We start from the raw sequence: 17,407 nt of genomic DNA, 5'->3' as shown, positions 1-17,407 counted from the left end.
CACGGGGGTTCACGTCCGTGACACCGTCCGTCCCTCGGACAATGGATTGGACAAGGCTCGTGGGGTCGAACGCATGATGGCTCCACGCGCGCCCGCGTCGTACATACGTAGAGGAGTCACCGTGAGGGTCGGAATCGTCGGAGCCACCGGACAGGTCGGCGGAGTCATGCGCGGCATCCTGGCCGAGCGGAAGTTCCCGCTGGACGAGCTGCGGCTGTTCGCCTCGGCCCGTTCCGCGGGCTCGACCCTGGAGTGGGAGGGCCAGGAGATCACCATCGAGGACGCCTCCACGGCCGACTACTCCGGCCTGGACATCGTGCTCTTCTCCGCGGGCGGCGCGACCTCCAGGGCCCTCGCCGAGAAGGTCGCCGCCCAGGGCGCCGTCGTGATCGACAACTCCTCGGCCTGGCGCGGTGACCCGGACGTCCCCCTCGTCGTCTCCGAGGTCAACCCCCACGCGGTCAAGAACCGCCCCAAGGGCATCATCGCGAACCCGAACTGCACCACCATGGCGGCGATGCCGGTGCTGCGCCCGCTGCACGACGAGGCCGGCCTCCTCGCCCTGATCGCCACCACCTACCAGGCCGTCTCCGGCTCGGGCGTGGCCGGTGTCGCCGAGCTCGACGGCCAGGTCAAGGCCGTGGTCGAGGGCGCGGCCGGGCTGGCCCACGACGGCGGGGCCGTCGACTTCCCGGAGCCGGGCGTCTACAAGCGTCCGATCGCCTTCAACGTGCTCCCCCTGGCGGGCTCGATCGTCGACGACGGCTCCTTCGAGACCGACGAGGAGCAGAAGCTCCGCAACGAGTCCCGCAAGATCCTGGAGATCCCGGAGCTCAAGGTCTCCGGCACCTGCGTCCGCGTCCCCGTCTTCTCGGGCCACTCGCTCCAGGTCAACGTCCGCTTCGAGCGCCCGATCGGCGTCGAGCGCGCCTACGAGCTGCTCAAGGACGCCCCCGGCGTCGAGCTGTCCGAGATCCCGACGCCGCTCCAGGCCGCCGGCAAGGACGCCTCGTACGTCGGCCGCATCCGCGTGGACGAGACCGTCGACAACGGCCTCGCGCTGTTCCTGTCGAACGACAACCTGCGCAAGGGCGCCGCGCTGAACGCGGTGCAGATCGCGGAGCTCGTCGCCGAGGAGCTGCGGCAGGGCTGACCCGGTCCTCCGGGCGCGTGAGGGGCGGGTGCCGTACGTACGGCGCCCGCCCCTCCCCCGTTCCACGCCCGCCCCTCCCCCGGTGTCACGGCCGCCGCTCCCCCCGTGTCACGGCCGCCGCACCTCGTAGAGGAAGCAGCCGTACTCCACCGCCCGGACGTGCACGAGGGCGACCTCCGGGTCGGCGAAGGCCTCGGCGAGCGCCCGCCCGACGACCGCGTCGGGCTCCTCGCCCAGTTCCAGCGCCCGGCCGCCGAGGATCCGACCGGCCGCGTCGTAGCGCCGGGCGACGCGCAGCGCCCCCGGTGTCCCGAAGGGCAGGCCGTCGCCCTCCGGCGGGCCCGCGCAGGGATCGGCGTGCACGAACACGGGGCCCTGTTCGTCGTACGCCCCCGGGTCCGCGCCGGAGCCGGCCGCCCAGCGGCGCAGCGGCGCGTAGGACACCAGGGCGATGCGCTCGCCCGCCCGGCTGCGGCGCAGGCAGCAGCGCAGCGGGGCGCCGCCCTCGGGGTCCTCGTACGGGAGGCAGGGCCGGCCGGCGTCGTCGCGCAGGCGCAGCTCGGCGAGGGCGGCGGGGTCGAGGGGCAGGGCGCGGGGTCGCACGGTGGAGGAGGTCATGGCAGCGATCGTGCTGCGCCGGCGCCCCCGGCGCCGGCCGAAATCGGACCTCGCGTTCGCCCGCGGGATACTCCGCCGCGGTGGCCCGGACCTCGTGGAAGGATGGCGGGGCTACGTCACCATCAAAGGAGATGACCGCGTGCCTGGCACGAATCTCACCCGTGAAGAGGCTCAGCAGCGCGCGGCGCTGCTCACCGTCGACTCGTACGAGGTCGAACTCGACCTCAGCGGTGCGCAGGAGGGCGGTACCTACCCGTCCGTGACCACCGTGCGCTTCCGGTCGGCCGAGGCCGGCGCCGAGACCTTCATCGACCTCGTCGCGCCGGCCGTGCACGAGATCATCCTGAACGGCAAGTCGCTCGACGTGGCCGCCGTCTTCCGGGATTCCCGGATCGCGCTGCACCACCTCGCCGCCGGGGACAACGAGCTGCGCGTCGTCGCCGACTGCGCCTACACCAACACCGGGGAGGGCCTGCACCGCTTCGTCGACCCGGTCGACCAGCAGGCCTATCTCTACACCCAGTTCGAGGTGCCGGACGCGCGGCGCGTGTTCGCCAGCTTCGAGCAGCCCGATCTGAAGGCGACTTTCCGGTTCACCGTGACGGCCCCCGAGGGCTGGACGGTCATCTCGAACTCCCCGACGCCGGAGCCGAAGGACCGGGTCTGGGCCTTCGAGCCGACCCCGCGCATCTCCTCGTACATCACCGCGCTGATCGTGGGCCCGTACCACGCGGTGCACAGCTCGTACGAGGGCAGGGACGGCCAGTCGGTGCCGCTCGGCATCTACTGCCGTCCCTCGCTCGCCGAGTTCCTCGACGCGGACGAGATCTTCGACGTGACCCGGCAGGGCTTCGACTGGTTCCAGGAGAAGTTCGCGTACGACTACCCGTTCGCGAAGTACGACCAGCTGTTCGTGCCCGAGTTCAACGCGGGTGCCATGGAGAACGCGGGCGCGGTGACCATCCGCGACCAGTACGTCTTCCGTTCGAAGGTGACGGACGCGGCGTACGAGGTGCGCGCCGAGACCATCCTCCACGAGCTCGCCCACATGTGGTTCGGCGACCTCGTCACGATGGAGTGGTGGAACGACCTGTGGCTGAACGAGTCGTTCGCCACCTACACCTCGATCGCCTGCCAGGCCGACGCCGAGGGCTCGAAGTGGCCGCACGCGTGGACCACCTTCGCCAACTCCATGAAGACGTGGGCGTACCGGCAGGACCAGCTGCCGTCCACGCACCCGATCATGGCGGACATCCGTGACCTGGACGACGTCCTGGTCAACTTCGACGGCATCACGTACGCCAAGGGCGCCTCGGTGCTCAAGCAGCTCGTCGCGTACGTCGGCAAGGACGCCTTCTTCAAGGGCGTGCAGGCCTACTTCAAGGCGCACGCGTTCGGCAACACGCGCCTGTCGGACCTGTTGGGCGCGCTGGAGGAGACCTCGGGCCGCGACCTGACGGCCTGGTCGAAGGCGTGGCTGGAGACGGCCGGCATCAACGTCCTGCGGCCGGAGGTCGAGACGGACGTGCAGGGCGTGATCACCGCCTTCGCGATCCGCCAGGAGGCCCCGGCGCTCCCCGCGGGCGCGAAGGGCGAGCCGGTGCTGCGTCCGCACCGCATCGCGGTCGGCCTGTACGACCTGCGCGACGGCGCGCTCGTGCGCACGGAGCGGATCGAGCTGGACATCGACGGCGGCCTCACGGCGGTGCCGGAGCTGGTGGGCCGGGCCCGCCCGACGGTCATCCTGCTCAACGACGACGACCTGTCGTACGCGAAGGTCCGCCTGGACGAGGTGTCCCTCGCCAACGTGACCGCCCACCTGGGCGACTTCGCGGAGTCGCTGCCGCGCGCCCTGTGCTGGGCCTCCGCCTGGGACATGACCCGCGACGGCGAGCTCGCGACCCGCGACTACCTCGCGCTGGTGCTGTCGGGCATCGGCAAGGAGTCGGACATCGGCGTCGTGCAGTCGCTGCACCGCCAGGTCAAGCTCGCCGTCGAGCTGTACGCCGACCCGGCGTGGCGCGAGCAGGGCCTCGCCACCTGGACGGAAGCCACGCTGGAGCACCTGCGGGGCGCCGAGCCGGGCGGTGACCACCAGCTGGCGTGGGCCCGCGCCTTCGCGGCGACCGCCCGTACCGAGGGGCAGCTGACCTACCTGGCGGCGCTGCTGGACGGGACGGCCGAGATCGAGGGCCTGGTCGTGGACACCGAGCTGCGGTGGGCGTTCCTGGAGCGCCTGGTGGCGACGGGCCTCGTCGGGGAGGCGGCGATCGACGCCGAGCTGACGCGGGACGCGACGGCCGCGGGCGAGCGCCACGCGGCGACCGCCCGGGCCGCGCGCCCGACCGCGGAGGCGAAGGCCGCCGCGTGGGCTTCGGTCGTGGAGTCCGGCGACCTGCCGAACGCGGTGCAGGAGGCCGTGATCGGCGGCTTCGTCCAGACCGACCAGCGCGAGCTGCTCGCCCCGTACACGGCGAAGTACTTCGCCGCGGTCAAGGAGGTCTGGGACACCCGCAGCCACGAGATCGCCCAGCAGATCGCGGTGGGCCTCTACCCGTCGCTCCAGGTCTCGCAGGAGACCCTGGACGCGACGGACGCCTGGCTGGCCTCGGCCGAGCCGAACGCGGGCCTGCGCCGTCTGGTGTCGGAGTCCCGGTCGGGCGTCGAGCGCGCCCTGAGGGCCCAGGAGGCCGACGCGGCGGCGGGCGCCGCCGCCATCTGACCCGGCCCCGGACCGGCCCCGGCCCCCGCCCCGTTCACCGGGCGGAGGCCGGGTGCGTCCGGACCGGGTTCAGCGCAGCGCGCCCGCGGTCCCGCGCAGGGCCGCGAGGACGCGGGACACGGCGGGCGCCGATTCGGAGCCCCGGCGCAGCGCGGCGATGACGTGCCGGGCGGGCCGGTCGTGGGCGAGGACCCGTACGGTGACCCCCGCCGCCCGGCCGGTGACCATGCGCGGGACGAGCGCCACTCCCATGCCGGCCTCCACCATGGCCAGGATCGCGGTCCATCCGGAGGCCGAGTGGGCCTGCTCCGGGACGAACCCGGCGGCCTCGCAGGCGCTGCGGGTGATCTCCGACCAGGGGCCGCTGCCCCCGTAGATCCATCGTTCACCCGACAGGTCGGCCAGCCGTAGCGCGGGCGCGGCGGTCAGCGGGTGGCCGGGTGGCAGGGCCACGTCGAGGGGGTCCTCCAGCAGCGTGATCCGGCTGAAGCGGGGGTCGCGGGCGCCGGGCGCGTGCGCGGCCAGGGACAGCGCCAGGTCGACGGCCCCGGCGGTCAGCAGCTCGTAGGACTCGGCGGCCTCGGTCTCGCGGATCCGCACCTCCACCCCCGGGTGGGTGCGCCGCAGGGCGGCGACGGCGGGGACGACCAGGACGGGCACGGCGGTGGAGAAGGCCCCGATCCGTACCTCGCCGGCCTCCCCGGACAGGTACCCGGCGAGTTCGGCGTCGGCCCGCTCCAACTGTGCGAAGACGGCCTCGGTGTGCCGCAGGACCAGGTGGGCGGCGTCGGTGAGGCGGACCCGCCGGCCCTGGGCCTCCAGCAGCGGCACCCCGAGCTGCCGGGCGAGGTTGGTCAGCTGCTGCGAGACGGCCGAGGGCGTCATGTGCAGCGCCTCGGCCGTGGCGGTGACGGTTCCCCGGTCGGCCAGGGTCCGCAGGATCCGCAGCTTCTTGATGTCCCACTCGGTCATGGGACCGAACCTACCGGCGGGCACCGAGTCCCACGCCGCCCAGGATCAGCGCCATGCACAGCAGTTGGGCGGGGCCGGTGTGTTCGCCGAGGAGCAGGAAGCCCAGTCCGGCGACGCACACGGGCTGGAGGTAGTAGACGACGCCCGCCCGGGCCGCGCCGATCACCGAGACGGCCTTGTTCCAGGCGAAGAAGGCGACGGCGGAGGAGAAGACGCCGACGTACAGCAGTTGTCCGGCCGAGCCGGGGGTGACCGCGAAGCCGCCCTGGACCGCGAGGGAGACGGCGTAGGCGGGGGCCAACATCAGCGCGCCGAGGACGAAGGTGGCGAACAGGAAGGCCAGTTGGCCGATCTCGGCGGGCTTGCGCTTGAGCAGGGCGCTGTAGGTGGCGAAGGACAGGGCCGCGCCGAACATCCACAGGTCGCCGGCGCCGAAATCGAAGCCGATGGAGCCGTCGCCGACGAGCAGGAGGACTCCGAACGCGGCGAGCAGCAGCCCGAAGGTGCGTCGGGCGCCGAGGCGCTCGCCGCCGAGGCGGGAGTAGACGGCCATGATGACGGGCGAGGCCGCCATGATCATGCCCATGTTGGAGGCGGAGGTGGTGAGCCCGGCCTGGTGGACGAGGGTGTTGTAGAGGGTGACGCCGAAGAGGGTGGCGAGGCTGACGTAGCCGAGGTGCCGGCGCAGCAGGGCGCGTTGCCGCCAGGCCTGCCGGGCGGCGAACGGGGCGACCGCGACGGCGGCGATGATCCACCGCCAGAAGACGGCCTGGACGGGCGGGACGGTGTCGGCCATGCCGCGGGTGGCGACGAAACTGCCGGACCAGACGACCGTGGCGACCAGGGCGAGGAGGAGACCGATGCCGGCGGCGCCCTTGCCGCCGGGGGCGCCGGGCTGTCGAGGGGCCTGCCGGCCCTCGTTCTCCTGCTGGGCCTGCCGGGCCTGCCGGCCGGTGCGGACCTGGTCCGTGACGGTCACGTGGTGTCTCCCCCTCGGGGTCGGGATCGGTGTGTCGTGGGACCTACCGTCGCACCTCCGTATTGCTGAGGTCCATCGAAACATTTCGATCAATACCTTCAGCAGAACTGAACGTTTGCTGCGGGACCCGAGGGGTCCGACCGGGAAGCTGCCCGATGACGGTGGCGCCGAAGGCGATGGCCATGCCGACCAGCTGCACCGGTGACAGGGCCTGGCCGAGCGCGGCCCAGCCGATGACGGCCGCGGTGAGCGGGGACAGCGGGCCGAGCAGGGTGACGGAGGTGGCGCTGAGCCGGCCGATGCCGCGGAACCACAGCCAGTACGCGATGCCGGTGTTGATCAGCATCATGTAGCCGTAGCCGAGGAAGGCGTTGCCGTCGAGGGCGGGCGGCGCCCCCTCGATCAGGACGGCGAGCGGGATGATCACCAGCCCGCCCGCGGTCAGCTGCCAGCCGGTCACGGCCAGCGGACCCACGCCCTCGGGGCGCCCCCAGCGCTTGGTCATCACGGTGCCGGCGCCCATGGAGGCGGAGGAGACCACACCCGCGATGACGCCGATGAGGTCGAGCTCGGCCTCGGCGGTCAGCACCACCATGCTCACGCCGAAAGCGGCGGCGACGGCGGCGAGGACGGTGCGCAGCCGGGCCCGCTCGCCCAGCAGCAGGGCGGCGAGTCCGACGACGAACAGCGGGCCCGCGGAGCCCAGCACGGCGGCCACGCCCCCGGGCAGCCGGTAGGCGGAGAGGAAGAGCAGGGGGAAGAAGGCGCCGATGTTGAGCGTGCCGAGGACGGCGGACTTCCACCACCATTCGCCCTTGGGCAGGGTCCGGGAGAGGGCGATGAGGAGCAGTCCGGCGGGCAGGGCCCGCATGGCTCCGGTGAACAGGGGCCGGTCCGGGGGCAGGAGCTCGCTGGCGACGAAGTACGTCGAACCCCAGGAGATCGGGGCCAGGGCGGTCAGGAGGGTGGTGGTCAGGCGGTTCACGGGGACTCCTCGGGCGGATGAGGAAACGTGGGATCGGACCGGGCGCCGGCGGGCTCAGCCGACGGCGCCGGCGGGGGCGACGACGGGCCCACCGGCGCGGGCCGGCGGGGCGGTGTGGACGGCCTCGGCGGGCAGGTGCCGCTCCAGCAGGAGCAGGGCCGCGGCGGCACCGAGGGCGGCGACGGCGAGGACGGCCCAGGGCAACCGGCCGTCGACCGCGAGCAGGAGGGTGAACAGGGACGGGGCCAGTGCCGTGGCCAGCGCGTACGACAGTTGGTAGGTGGCCAGGTAGCGGCCGCGGACCGCTTCGGGGGCGGCCGAGACGGACAGGGCGCCGCCCGAGGGGCTGTGCACCAGTTCGCCGAGGGTGTAGAGGACGACGATGGCCAGCAGGGCGACCACGGTGACGGTCCGTCCGGGGCGCAGGGTGCCGAGCACGATGAGGGCGGCGAAGGCGGCGGCGAAGAGCAGCGCGCCGAGGGCGGCGGACCGGGTGCGGCGGGCTCCGGAGCGTCGCACCCGGCCGGCGACCAGGACGCCGATCCCGGCGCACAGCGCGGTGTTGAGGGTGAAGGCGGCTCCGGTGAGGGAGTCGGGCCCGCGCAGCCAGGTGGAGATGTAGAGGGGGAAGAGGACCGACAGGGCCGCGTAGCCCAGCGCGGTCAGGAAGTTCGCGGCCGTCAGCCCCAGGAAGGGCCGGTCGCGCAGCACCGTCCGGTACCCGACGGCCGGGCGGTCGGCGGAGCCCGGCGCGGCGGCGTCGCGCACGGGCCGGACCCGGGAGACGAGCGCTCCGGCGAGGGCGAAGGCGAGGGCGTTGCCCCAGGCGGTGTAATGGAACCCGCCGGTCCCCCAGAGCGCGAGGGCCCCGGAGACGAGCAGGGCGCCGGCGCCCATGCCCGCGTTCTGCAGGGCCCGCACGGAGGCCTGGAGGCGGTCGCGGGCGCTTCCGCGGGCCACCTCCCCGATGAGGGACTGCTGGACGACGGGGAAGGAGCGGTCGGCGAGCGCGGTCACCAGGGCGACGGCCGCGAAGGCGGTCGGCGACCCCGCGAAGGGGTAGAGGGCGAAGCCGAGCGCCCGGACCGCGTAGAGCGCGAGGTTGACCCTGCGGGCGCCGAACCGGTCCACGGCGGATCCGGCCAGCGGCACGAGAGCCAGCCCGGCCAGGCCGGTGACGGTGAGCACCAGCCCGACCAGGGTGAAGGAGAGGCCGGTGACGTGGTGGAAGAACACGAGGGAGAACGGGATGTACATCCCGATGCCGACCGCGCTGATGCCGACACCGGCGAGGAGGGAGCGTTCCCCCTCCACCCTGGTTTCCGCGGTCCCCCGGAACACCTTCATCACGCCTTCTCCCCCAAGTAGGTCACTTGAAAGTAGCTTAGCACTAAGCCACTTTCCGTCAAGCAACTTTCTTGCGAACGAGGAAGCGGAACCCGGATACTGCGTCCATGACCGAGGCCAACAAGGACGCCGTCGACGCCATCGCCGCGCAGTGGTACGCCGTACGCCCCGACCTGGACACGGCCCCCATGGCCGTCTTCGGGCGGATGTACCGGATCACCAAGGCCATGGGCGACGCGATGGAACGGACCTACAACCGCTACGGGATCTCCCGCGGGGAGTTCGACGTCGTCGCCACGCTGCGCCGCTCCGGAGCGCCCTACACGCTCTCTCCGCGCCAGCTGTCGGCCACGCTGATGCTCACGACGGGCGGGATGACGGGCCGGCTGGACAAGCTGGAGAAGGCCGGGCTGCTGGGCCGCAGCCCCGACCCGCACGACCGGCGCGGGCTCCAGGTGACGATCAGCGACCGCGGGCTCGCCCTGATCGACGAGGCGGTCACCGCGGGCCTGGAGGTCCAGCGCGCCGCCCTGGCCGGCCTTGACGGCGAAGAGGTCGAGCAGCTGACCGTCCTGCTGCGCAAGCTGATGGCCGACGTGCCGTAGACACGACGGGGCGCCGGAGGTCGCGCCGCGACCGTCCTACGACGGCCGCGCGGACCTCCGGCGCCCCGGAAGCATGAAGTTGGGACCTGCCCGGTCGGTCAGGCCTGGGTCTTGCGCGACTTGTCGCCGACCATCACCAGACCCGCGATGACCAGGAACAGCACGATCGGCGTGGCCACGAACAGGCCGAGCGTCTCGGCGATGCTCAGCTTGGGGCCCGGGTCGTCACCGTCGTCGGGGGTCAGCGCGAGGGCGGGAGACGTCATCAGCAGCATCATCAGCGTCGTTCCGGCCGTGATGGCGCCGGCGCGCAGAGCGTTCTTCTTGTCCACGGTGCAAACGTAGCGAACACCTAGAGCGGCCGCGCGCCCGGGGGTGCCGTACGGGTCCCCGCCCCCTCCCGCACCGCGCCCAGCAGGGCGTTCGCCCGGGGCGAGGCCGTCAGTTCCCCCAGGGTCAGCGGCCGGCCCGAGGCGTCGGCGATCGGCAGCCTCCAGTTGGGGTACTGGTCCCACGTGCCCGGCAGGTTCTGCGGTCGCCGGTCCCCCACCGCGTCCGGCAGCCACACGCCGACCAACCGGGCGGGCGTGCGCAGCAGGAAGGCGTACAGCGACCGGACGTCCGCCTCCTCGTTGCCGGTCTCCAGGCCGAGCCGCTCCAGGACCTCCAGCCACCGGGCGGTGTCGGCGGCGTCCTCGGCCTTCTCGACCTCCAGGGGCCGGGTCAGCAGCCCGAGCCGGTCCCGCAGTTCGACGTGTTCCCCGGCCAGCTTGGCGGCGGTGGGCGGCAGGTCGTGGGTCGTGACGCCGGCCAGGCAGTCGGCCCGCCACTCCTCGGGCTCCAGCGGCTCCCCGTCGCCCTCCCAGTCCCGTTCGAACCACAGCACGGAGGTACCGAGGATCCCGCGCCGGGCCAGCGCCCGGCGCACGCGCGGCTCCACCGTCCCGAGGTCCTCGCCGACCACCAGGGCCCCCGCCCGGTGGGCCTCCAGCACCAGGACGGCCAGCATCGCCTCGCCGTCGTAGGAGACGTACGTGCCTTCGGCCGGTGGCGCCCCCTGCGGGATCCACCACAGCCGGAACAGACCCATCACGTGGTCGATGCGGACGGCCCCCGCGTACCGGAACAGCCCGCGCAGCAAGGCCCTGAAGGGGGCGTAGGCGGTGCCCTCCAGGGCGTCGGGCCGCCACGGCGGCAACCCCCAGTCCTGGCCGCGCGCGTTGAAGGCGTCCGGCGGGGCGCCGACGCTGATGTGCCGGGCGTGGAAGGGCCCCGTACCGGCGTCCGAGCCCTCGGGGTGCACGCCGACGGCCAGGTCGTGCACGATGCCGACCGTCATCCCGGCCTCCCGCGCGGACCGCTGGGCGGCGGTCAGCTGGGTGTCCGTCAGCCAGACCAGCCAGCGGTGGAAGTCGGCCCGCTCCTGCGGGTCCTCCCCGGCCGCGGTCGCGCACCAGACGGCGTGCGCGTCGAGGTCGGCGCCCTGCTCCGCGCGGAACTCGCCGTAGCCCGCCTCCCGGGCGGGTGCGCGCGGTACGGCGTACAGCAGTTCCAGGGCCTCGCGCTTGAGGGCCCACACGGCGTCCCGGTCGATCAGGGCCCCCTTCTCCAGCACCTCCCGGCGCAGCTCCGCGCCGCGGGCGGCGAGTTCGGCGAGGGCGGCGCGGTCCGGGCAGTCGGCGTACTCGGGGACGTCCTCGATCCGCAGGTGCACCGGATCGGGGAAGCGGCGCGAGGAGGGCCGGTACGGGGACGGGTCGGTCGGGGTTCCGGGGACGGCCGCGTGCAGCGGGTTGACCTGGATGAAGTCGACGCCGTGGGAGCGGGCCGCCCACCGGGCGAGCTCCGTCAGGTCGCCGAGGTCGCCCATGCCCCAGGAGCGCTCGGAGAGCAGGGAGTACAGCTGGACGAGCAGTCCGTGGGCCCGGTCGGGCGCGGCCGGGGCCCGCTCCGGGGCGACGACCAGGGTGGCCCCGGCCGTGTGCCCGTCGGGCAGCTCGACGGTCAGGCGGTGCACCCCGAGGGGCGGTTCCGCGGGGCTCCCGGAGACGAGTCCCCGGGGTGGCTGCTCGCCGCCCGCCTCCCACACGAGGGGTTCGGGCCCCTCCTCCGGGTCCACCCGGATCCGGGTGCCGGCGGGCAGCGCGGTCAGCGGCGCGGGGGCGGGCTCGCCCTGCCAGAGCACCACCGTGGGGGGCAACGCCCGCCCGGCCCGCTCCCGCTCGTCCTCGTCGGCCATCGCCCGGACGTCCTGCGGGGTGTCCACGGGTACCCCGATCCGGCCGAGGACGGCCCTGACGGTGTCCCGGGGCACGGGGACGGTGACGTCCTCGGCCGGCTGGTAGGAGGAGGCGACGCCGTGCAGGGCCGCGAGCCGGTCGAGGTCGTCCATCGATGTCCCTGTCTAGTAGCCCGCGACGATCGCGGCGGGGAGGTTCGGCTCGCTGGTCAGCGGGACCTCTTCCATGAGCGGGGGTTCGCTGGTCAGCGGCGGGTACGCGGATCCGGCCTGCGGGGGCTCACTGATGAGGGGCGTGTCCTGCGGCCGGCTCGCGGCCGGCGGGTCGGCGAGCGGTGCCTCGGGTTTCGGGGTGGTCGGATCGGAGGGTTCGCGGGCGGCCGGACCCGCGGGGGCGGGGACGGTCGGTGCGGTACCGGCCGCCGGCCGGGAGGGGTCGGCGGGGTGAGAGGGGCGGGTGGGGAGAACGTCTGTCGCGGTACGGGCGTTCACAGCAACACTCCTTTGCGCGGAATTGTCGGACCCGCCCATGCAACACACCGGCGAACAACGCAGCCATACCCAGTCGGCGGCGGGGCATTCCTGGCGGATCCAGGTCGGATCACCCCATGATCATGGGATCCGGTGGTGGGCGGAAGACCGCCCGGGCCCGTACCGGCGGCCCGGCGCGCCCCGGGAAGGTGGGGCTCCGCCCAGCTCAGGGGCGGTGGACCGGGCCCCGATCGAGACGGTCCGGACGGCCGGGTCACCGGCGGGCGGCCCGGTGGTTCCCGCCGTCGGGGGCCGTCGCGGCGAGGGGTGGGGCCACCCCGAACGGTCCCGTCCCGGGAGGGCCGGGTCGCCCGCTTCGATCCGCCCTCCGGCGCGTCCCGAGACCGCGTCGAGGCGCCGGTCCGGGCGGCGACCACGGCCACCCGGACCGGGTCGCGGACACGGCCGACCGGCAGCCGCGTCGCCGCCGGCACCGGGCGTACCGGAGGCGGCGGCGACGGGGGCGACGGGGGCGACGGGGGCGACGAGCGATGGGGGCTGGGCCGGACGGACGGAGGGGATCGGGTGATCGGGGCGGTGGACGGCCGGCGGAGGCGGGCGGCCGGCCCTACGACGCCGCGGCTCCGATGCGTTCCAGCGCGTCGTCGGCGCCGTAGGGCTGGAGGTAGGGCATCCACCGGGGGTCCCGGTGGCCCGTTCCGATGATCCGCCAGGCCAGACCGGACGGCGGGGCCGGCTGGTGGCGCAGCCGCCAACCCAGCTCCAGGAGGTGACGGTCGGCCTTGACGTGGTTGCAGCGGCGGCAGGCGGCGACGACGTTGTCCCACGCGTGCAGGCCGCCCCGACTGCGCGGGATCACGTGGTCGACGCTGGTGGCGACGGCCCCGCAGTACATGCATCGACCGCCGTCGCGGGCGAAGAGCGCACGTCGGGTGAGCGGAACGGGCCCCCGGTAGGGGACCCGCACGAAGCGCTTGAGCCGGACCACGCTGGGCGCGGGGACGGCTCTGGTGGCGCTGTGCAGAAAGGCGCCCGATTCTTCCAGGGAGACCGCTTTGTTCTCCAGGACGAGGACGAGCGCGCGTCGGAGCGGTACGACGCCGAGCGGCTCGTACGACGCGTTGAGGACCAGGACGTGCGGCACGGACTGCCTCCTTGTACGCCGGCGGCGCGTGGCTCGCGCCGGGACGATCTGCTCTCCAGTCTCCCCTTACGGCTGGTCGAAGCGCCACCACGCGCCCGTAACGGGTCCGAGGTGTTTTCAACCACACCGCTCTTCATCCCCAGGTGAGTCCGGTCTCTCCCTCGAACACGACAACAAGGTCGGCCCCGTGCCCCGTTAGTGTGGTTGGTCTGCCCGCACACCCCGTTCGGCGGGCAGGCCGCTACGCCTGGAGGTTCCTGCCGTGCCCTCGCCCGCCACTCTGCTCCCGTTGGCAGCGACGACCACCGACGACGCCGCCGAGAGCGTGACCAACGCCGCGAGCTTCATCGAGGAGAACTGGGCCACCTGGCTGAGCATCGGCCTGCGCATCCTGCTGATCGTGGTGATAGCCGCGGCGCTGCGATCGGTGGTCCGCAAGGCGCTGACCAAGCTCATAAGCCGGATGAACAGCAGCGCCGAGGCGGTGGAGGGTACGGCGCTCGGCGGGCTCCTCGTCAACGCCGAGCGCCGCCGGCAGCGCTCGGAGGCCATCGGTTCGGTCCTGCGGTCGGTGGCCTCGTTCCTGATCCTGGGGACGGCCGCGCTGATGGTGCTGGCAGCCCTGAAGATCGACCTGGCCCCGCTGCTGGCGAGTGCCGGTGTGGCCGGTGTGGCCATCGGTTTCGGTGCCCGCAACCTGGTGACGGACTTCCTCTCCGGTGTGTTCATGATCATGGAGGACCAGTACGGCGTCGGTGACAAGATCGACGCCGGGGTCGCCTCCGGCGAGGTGATCGAGGTCGGACTGCGCGTGACGAAGCTGCGCGGTGACAACGGGGAGATCTGGTACGTCCGCAACGGTGAGATCAAGCGGATCGGCAACCTCAGCCAGGGGTGGGCGACGGCGGCCGTGGACGTTCAGGTCAAGCCGACGGAGAACCTCGCGCACATCCGCGAGGTGGTCCAGGAGGTCGCCGACTCGCTGGCGAAGGAGTCCCCGTGGGACGAGCGCCTGTGGGGTCCGGTGGAGGTGCTGGGCCTGGACGAGGTGCTGCTGGCCTCCATGACGGTGGCCGTCTCGGCGAAGACCATGCCGGGTCAGCAGTTCTCCGTGGAGCGCGAGCTGCGGTGGCGCATCAAGGAGGCCTTCGACGCGGCGGGCATCAAGATCATCGGCGGCCTGCCGGTCGCCGACGAGCCCGAGGAGGCCGCGGACGCGTCGGCCTCCGTCGCCGCGCCCTCCGCCCTGTCGAACCCGACCTCGCCGCAGTCGTTGGCGACCGCCCCGATCCCGCCGCACCCGGCCTCCGGCTCGGGCTCCGGTTCCGGCTCGCCGAGGATCACCAAGTAGCCCCTTCGCCCCCATGTCCGGGCGGCGCGAACCCGCCGTACCCCTCCGCTGCCCCGCCGGGCCCGTTTCCGGCGGGGCAGCGGCATTGACAGGGCTCGGAACCCGATAGGAAACTTACCTAACAGTTCACTTCGCTGAGGAGAGACCGCGCCATGCCCGCCGCCACGCCCGGAACGCCCAGCCTGCTGCGCGCCATGAACGACCGCGCCGCCCTGGAGCTGCTGCTGACGCACGGTCCCCTGTCCCGGACCCGGATCGGGCAGCTGACCGGGCTGTCGAAGCCGACCGCCTCGCAGCTGCTGGCCCGGCTGGAGAGCGCCGGGCTGGTCGTGGCCACCGGCACCGACGGCGGCCGTCCCGGCCCCAGCGCCCAGCTCTACGCCCTCAACCCCGGTGCCGCCCACGTCGGCGGACTCGACGTCACCCCGGAACGGGTGCTCGCCGCGGTCGCCGACCTGACGGGGACGGTGACGGGCAGCTTCGAACTCCCCTACACCGAGGGCGCCGGCGCCGTGGAGCAGGTCACGCGGGCCCTCGACGGCGCGGTCCGCGCCGCCGGGGTCGAACTCGGCGACCTGCACCGGCTGGTCATCGCCACCCCGGGCGCCTTCGACCCGCAGAGCGGTCAACTGCGGTACGCCAGCCACCTGCCCGGCTGGCACTCCCCCACCCTGCTCGACGAACTGGCGGCGGCGCTGCCGGTGCCCGTCGAGTACGAGAACGACGTCAACCTCGCCGCCGTCGCCGAGCAGCGGCTCGGAGCGGCCCGCGGTCACCAGGACTTCGTCCTCCTGTGGAACGAGGAGGGCCTCGGCGCCGCCCTGGTCCTGGGCGGCAGGCTGCACCGCGGCTGGACCGGCGGCGCGGGCGAGGTCGGCTTCCTGCCCGTGTCCGGGCACCCCCTCGTCCGCCAGGTCACCCGGGCCAACACCGGCGGCTACCAGGAGTTGGCCGGCGTGCAGGTGCTGCCCCGGCTCGCCGCCGAACTGGGCGTCGACACCCCGGCGCCGCCCGCGCCGGACGCCCCGCACGGGCCGCAGGTCGCCGTCGGCGTCGCGCTGCTGGAGCGGGCCGCCGCCGCGCCCGACGGGGCGAACCTCGACTTCCTGCGGTCGTACGCCACCGTCCTCGCGACCGGTCTGGCCTCGCTGGTCGCCGTACTGGACCCGGAGATCGTGGTGCTCTCCGGGGCCGTGATCACCGCGGGCGGCGACCCGCTGCGCACCCTGCTGGAGGCCGAGCTGGCGGAGCTGGCGCCGTCCCGGCCCCGGCTCGTGACCGGCGAGGTACGCGAGCGGCCCGTCCTGCGGGGCGCCCTGGAGAGCGCCCTGGCCGCGGCCCGCGAGGAAGTGTTCGACACCTCCCGCTAGGGCGTCCCGCCCCGTTCACTCCCGTCCCCTTCGTCCCGACCCTCCCTGGCACCCCTCACCGGAAGTTCCTCCCGCAGAGAGCGAGCCCCGCCATGCCCAGAACCGGACGCCTCACCACGGCCGCGGCCGCCCTGGCCGCCATATCCGTACTCGCCACCGCCTGCACCGGGCAGAGCGGGACCGCGGCCGCCGACGATCCGAAGGCGGACGTCACCCTCACCTTCTGGCACGGCTGGTCCGCGCCCGCCGAGGTCAAGGCGATCGAGGAGAACATCGCCCGGTTCGAGAAGGCCCACCCGAACATCAAGGTGAAGGCCACCGGAAACATGACCGACGACAAGGTCAACCAGGCCCTGCGGGCGGGCGGGGACAAGGCCCCCGACGTGGTCTCCTCCTTCACCACCGACAGCGTCGGAAAGTTCTGCAACTCCGGCGCCTTCGTCGACCTGAACCCCTTCCTCACGAAGTCCGGGGTCGACAAGGCGAAGGTGTTTCCCAAGACCCTGCTGGAGTACACGCAGTTCAAGGGCAACCAGTGCACGCTGCCCCTGCTCAACGACGCCTACGGCCTCGTCTACAACAAGACGGCCTTCGCGGCGGCCGGCATCACCGAACCGCCGCGCACCTGGAACGAATTCACCGAGGTCGCACGGAAACTGACCAGGCCGAGCGGCGACTCGTACGAACAGGTCGGCCTGATGCCCACCTTCCACGGCTACGAGACCACCCCCATGCGCCTGGCCGCCCAGTGGAGCCCCACCTACTTCACCCCCGACGGAAGGTCGAACCTCGCCGGCGACCCCGCCTTCGCGAAGATGCTGACCGCGCAGCGGGGCCTGGTGGCCGACCTCGGCGGCTACGAGAAACTGGAGAAGTTCCGCGCCGGCTTCGGAGACGAGTGGAGCGCCGAGCACCCCTTCCACCGGGGACAGGTCGCCATGCAGATCGACGGCGAGTGGCGGGCCGCCATGGCGAAGGAGGCCGGGGTCCCGTTCGAGATCGGCACCGCCCCGCTGCCCGTGCCGGACGACCAGCTCGCCGACTACGGCAAGGGCTACGTCTCCGGCACGATCATGGGCATCTCGGCGGCGAGCCGAAAGCAGAACGCCGCCTGGGAACTCGTGCGGTACATGACCACCGACACCGCGGCGGTCGTCGCCTTCGCCAACGCCATCCACAACGTGCCGTCCACGCTCGCCGCCCTGGATTCCCCGGACCTCCGGGTGACGCCCGAGTTCAGGACGTTCATCGACATCGCCCGGCATCCGAAGTCGAACACCACCCCGGCCCAGGCCGACGGCGGCACCTACCAGCTGACCTTCCAGGACTTCGCGTACGCGGTGGAGAAGGGCGCCGTGCCCGACGTCCCCGCCGGACTGGCCGCCACCGACCGGCAGATCGACACGGACATCGCGAAGGCCCGGTAAGCC

Annotated in this window: 15 protein-coding genes; 6 read left to right on the top strand and 9 right to left on the bottom strand. The window is 73.2% G+C overall.

The window, feature by feature from the left end:
• Positions 1–121: 121 nt before the first annotated feature.
• A complete protein-coding gene (locus ACZ58N_RS08985; RefSeq protein WP_471157197.1) occupies positions 122–1,153 on the top strand; it encodes an aspartate-semialdehyde dehydrogenase in 1,032 nt (343 codons plus the stop codon).
• Positions 1,154–1,261: 108 nt separating this feature from the next.
• Here the strand turns inward: ACZ58N_RS08985 and ACZ58N_RS08980 are convergent, their stop codons facing one another.
• Positions 1,262–1,771, bottom strand: a complete 510-nt coding sequence (locus ACZ58N_RS08980) for a DUF1203 domain-containing protein (RefSeq protein ID WP_471157195.1) — start codon at positions 1,769–1,771, stop codon at positions 1,262–1,264.
• Between the two features lie 139 nt (positions 1,772–1,910).
• Here ACZ58N_RS08980 and pepN point away from each other — a divergent pair, with 139 nt between their 5' ends.
• Positions 1,911–4,493 (top strand): aminopeptidase N, encoded by a 2,583-nt coding sequence (gene pepN, locus ACZ58N_RS08975; protein WP_471157193.1) that lies wholly within the window; start codon positions 1,911–1,913, stop codon positions 4,491–4,493.
• Between the two features lie 69 nt (positions 4,494–4,562).
• On the opposite strand, the gene ACZ58N_RS08970 is transcribed toward pepN, so the two are convergent.
• The 4 genes from ACZ58N_RS08970 to ACZ58N_RS08955 are packed head-to-tail and all read right to left on the bottom strand — an operon-like array spanning position 4,563 to position 8,776.
• Positions 4,563–5,465, bottom strand: coding sequence for a LysR family transcriptional regulator (locus ACZ58N_RS08970; RefSeq protein WP_471157191.1), 903 nt, complete (start codon positions 5,463–5,465; stop codon positions 4,563–4,565).
• 10 nt (positions 5,466–5,475) lie between these two features.
• The gene (locus tag ACZ58N_RS08965) at positions 5,476–6,444 is read right to left on the bottom strand and encodes a DMT family transporter (RefSeq protein ID WP_471157189.1); all 969 of its coding nucleotides are present in this window, start codon (positions 6,442–6,444) and stop codon (positions 5,476–5,478) included.
• A gap of 43 nt (positions 6,445–6,487) precedes the next feature.
• Positions 6,488–7,429 (bottom strand): EamA family transporter, encoded by a 942-nt coding sequence (locus tag ACZ58N_RS08960; RefSeq protein WP_471157187.1) that lies wholly within the window; start codon positions 7,427–7,429, stop codon positions 6,488–6,490.
• Between the two features lie 54 nt (positions 7,430–7,483).
• Positions 7,484–8,776 carry an MFS transporter gene (locus ACZ58N_RS08955; protein ID WP_471157186.1) on the bottom strand — a complete coding sequence of 431 codons (1,293 nt, stop codon included), beginning with the start codon at positions 8,774–8,776 and terminating at the stop codon, positions 7,484–7,486.
• Between the two features lie 107 nt (positions 8,777–8,883).
• On the opposite strand from ACZ58N_RS08955, the gene ACZ58N_RS08950 reads away from it, so the two are divergent.
• Positions 8,884–9,381, top strand: coding sequence for a MarR family winged helix-turn-helix transcriptional regulator (locus ACZ58N_RS08950; RefSeq protein WP_385582845.1), 498 nt, complete (start codon positions 8,884–8,886; stop codon positions 9,379–9,381).
• Between the two features lie 98 nt (positions 9,382–9,479).
• Here the strand turns inward: ACZ58N_RS08950 and ACZ58N_RS08945 are convergent, their stop codons facing one another.
• The 4 genes from ACZ58N_RS08945 to ACZ58N_RS08930 form a co-directional block, all read right to left on the bottom strand.
• The gene (locus ACZ58N_RS08945; RefSeq protein ID WP_471157183.1) at positions 9,480–9,713 is read right to left on the bottom strand and encodes a hypothetical protein; all 234 of its coding nucleotides are present in this window, start codon (positions 9,711–9,713) and stop codon (positions 9,480–9,482) included.
• 20 nt (positions 9,714–9,733) lie between these two features.
• Positions 9,734–11,773, bottom strand: coding sequence for a 4-alpha-glucanotransferase (locus tag ACZ58N_RS08940; protein WP_471157182.1), 2,040 nt, complete (start codon positions 11,771–11,773; stop codon positions 9,734–9,736).
• Positions 11,774–11,785: 12 nt separating this feature from the next.
• Positions 11,786–12,112 carry a hypothetical protein gene (locus ACZ58N_RS08935; RefSeq protein ID WP_471157180.1) on the bottom strand — a complete coding sequence of 109 codons (327 nt, stop codon included), beginning with the start codon at positions 12,110–12,112 and terminating at the stop codon, positions 11,786–11,788.
• Positions 12,113–12,719: 607 nt separating this feature from the next.
• Entirely contained in the window at positions 12,720–13,256 is a 537-nt protein-coding gene (locus tag ACZ58N_RS08930; RefSeq protein WP_389703349.1) for an HNH endonuclease, read from the bottom strand.
• 262 nt (positions 13,257–13,518) lie between these two features.
• Here ACZ58N_RS08930 and ACZ58N_RS08925 point away from each other — a divergent pair, with 262 nt between their 5' ends.
• The 3 genes from ACZ58N_RS08925 (at position 13,519) to ACZ58N_RS08915 (ending at position 17,404) form a co-directional block, all read left to right on the top strand.
• Positions 13,519–14,607 carry a mechanosensitive ion channel family protein gene (locus ACZ58N_RS08925; protein ID WP_471157179.1) on the top strand — a complete coding sequence of 363 codons (1,089 nt, stop codon included), beginning with the start codon at positions 13,519–13,521 and terminating at the stop codon, positions 14,605–14,607.
• A 152-nt stretch (positions 14,608–14,759) separates the two neighbouring features.
• The gene (locus ACZ58N_RS08920; protein ID WP_471157178.1) at positions 14,760–15,977 is read left to right on the top strand and encodes an ROK family transcriptional regulator; all 1,218 of its coding nucleotides are present in this window, start codon (positions 14,760–14,762) and stop codon (positions 15,975–15,977) included.
• Between the two features lie 92 nt (positions 15,978–16,069).
• The gene (locus ACZ58N_RS08915; RefSeq protein ID WP_471157176.1) at positions 16,070–17,404 is read left to right on the top strand and encodes an ABC transporter substrate-binding protein; all 1,335 of its coding nucleotides are present in this window, start codon (positions 16,070–16,072) and stop codon (positions 17,402–17,404) included.
• Positions 17,405–17,407 lie beyond the last annotated feature (3 nt).

Source organism: Streptomyces sp. NPDC040432, from assembly GCF_055595445.1.
Note: the sequence above shows the minus strand (reverse complement) of the source record. Positions and strands in the feature narration are given on the sequence as shown.

Excerpts from the sequence above, each read along its gene's own strand:
- ACZ58N_RS08980 (WP_471157195.1), bottom strand. The coding sequence starts at position 1,771 with ATGACCTCCTCCACCGTGCGACCCCGCGCCCTGCCCCTCGACCCCGCC.
- ACZ58N_RS08970 (WP_471157191.1), bottom strand. The coding sequence starts at position 5,465 with ATGACCGAGTGGGACATCAAGAAGCTGCGGATCCTGCGGACCCTGGCC.
- ACZ58N_RS08955 (WP_471157186.1), bottom strand. The coding sequence starts at position 8,776 with ATGAAGGTGTTCCGGGGGACCGCGGAAACCAGGGTGGAGGGGGAACGC.
- ACZ58N_RS08950 (WP_385582845.1), top strand. The coding sequence starts at position 8,884 with ATGACCGAGGCCAACAAGGACGCCGTCGACGCCATCGCCGCGCAGTGG.
- ACZ58N_RS08940 (WP_471157182.1), bottom strand. The coding sequence starts at position 11,773 with ATGGACGACCTCGACCGGCTCGCGGCCCTGCACGGCGTCGCCTCCTCC.
- ACZ58N_RS08920 (WP_471157178.1), top strand. The coding sequence starts at position 14,760 with ATGCCCGCCGCCACGCCCGGAACGCCCAGCCTGCTGCGCGCCATGAAC.
- ACZ58N_RS08915 (WP_471157176.1), top strand. The coding sequence starts at position 16,070 with ATGCCCAGAACCGGACGCCTCACCACGGCCGCGGCCGCCCTGGCCGCC.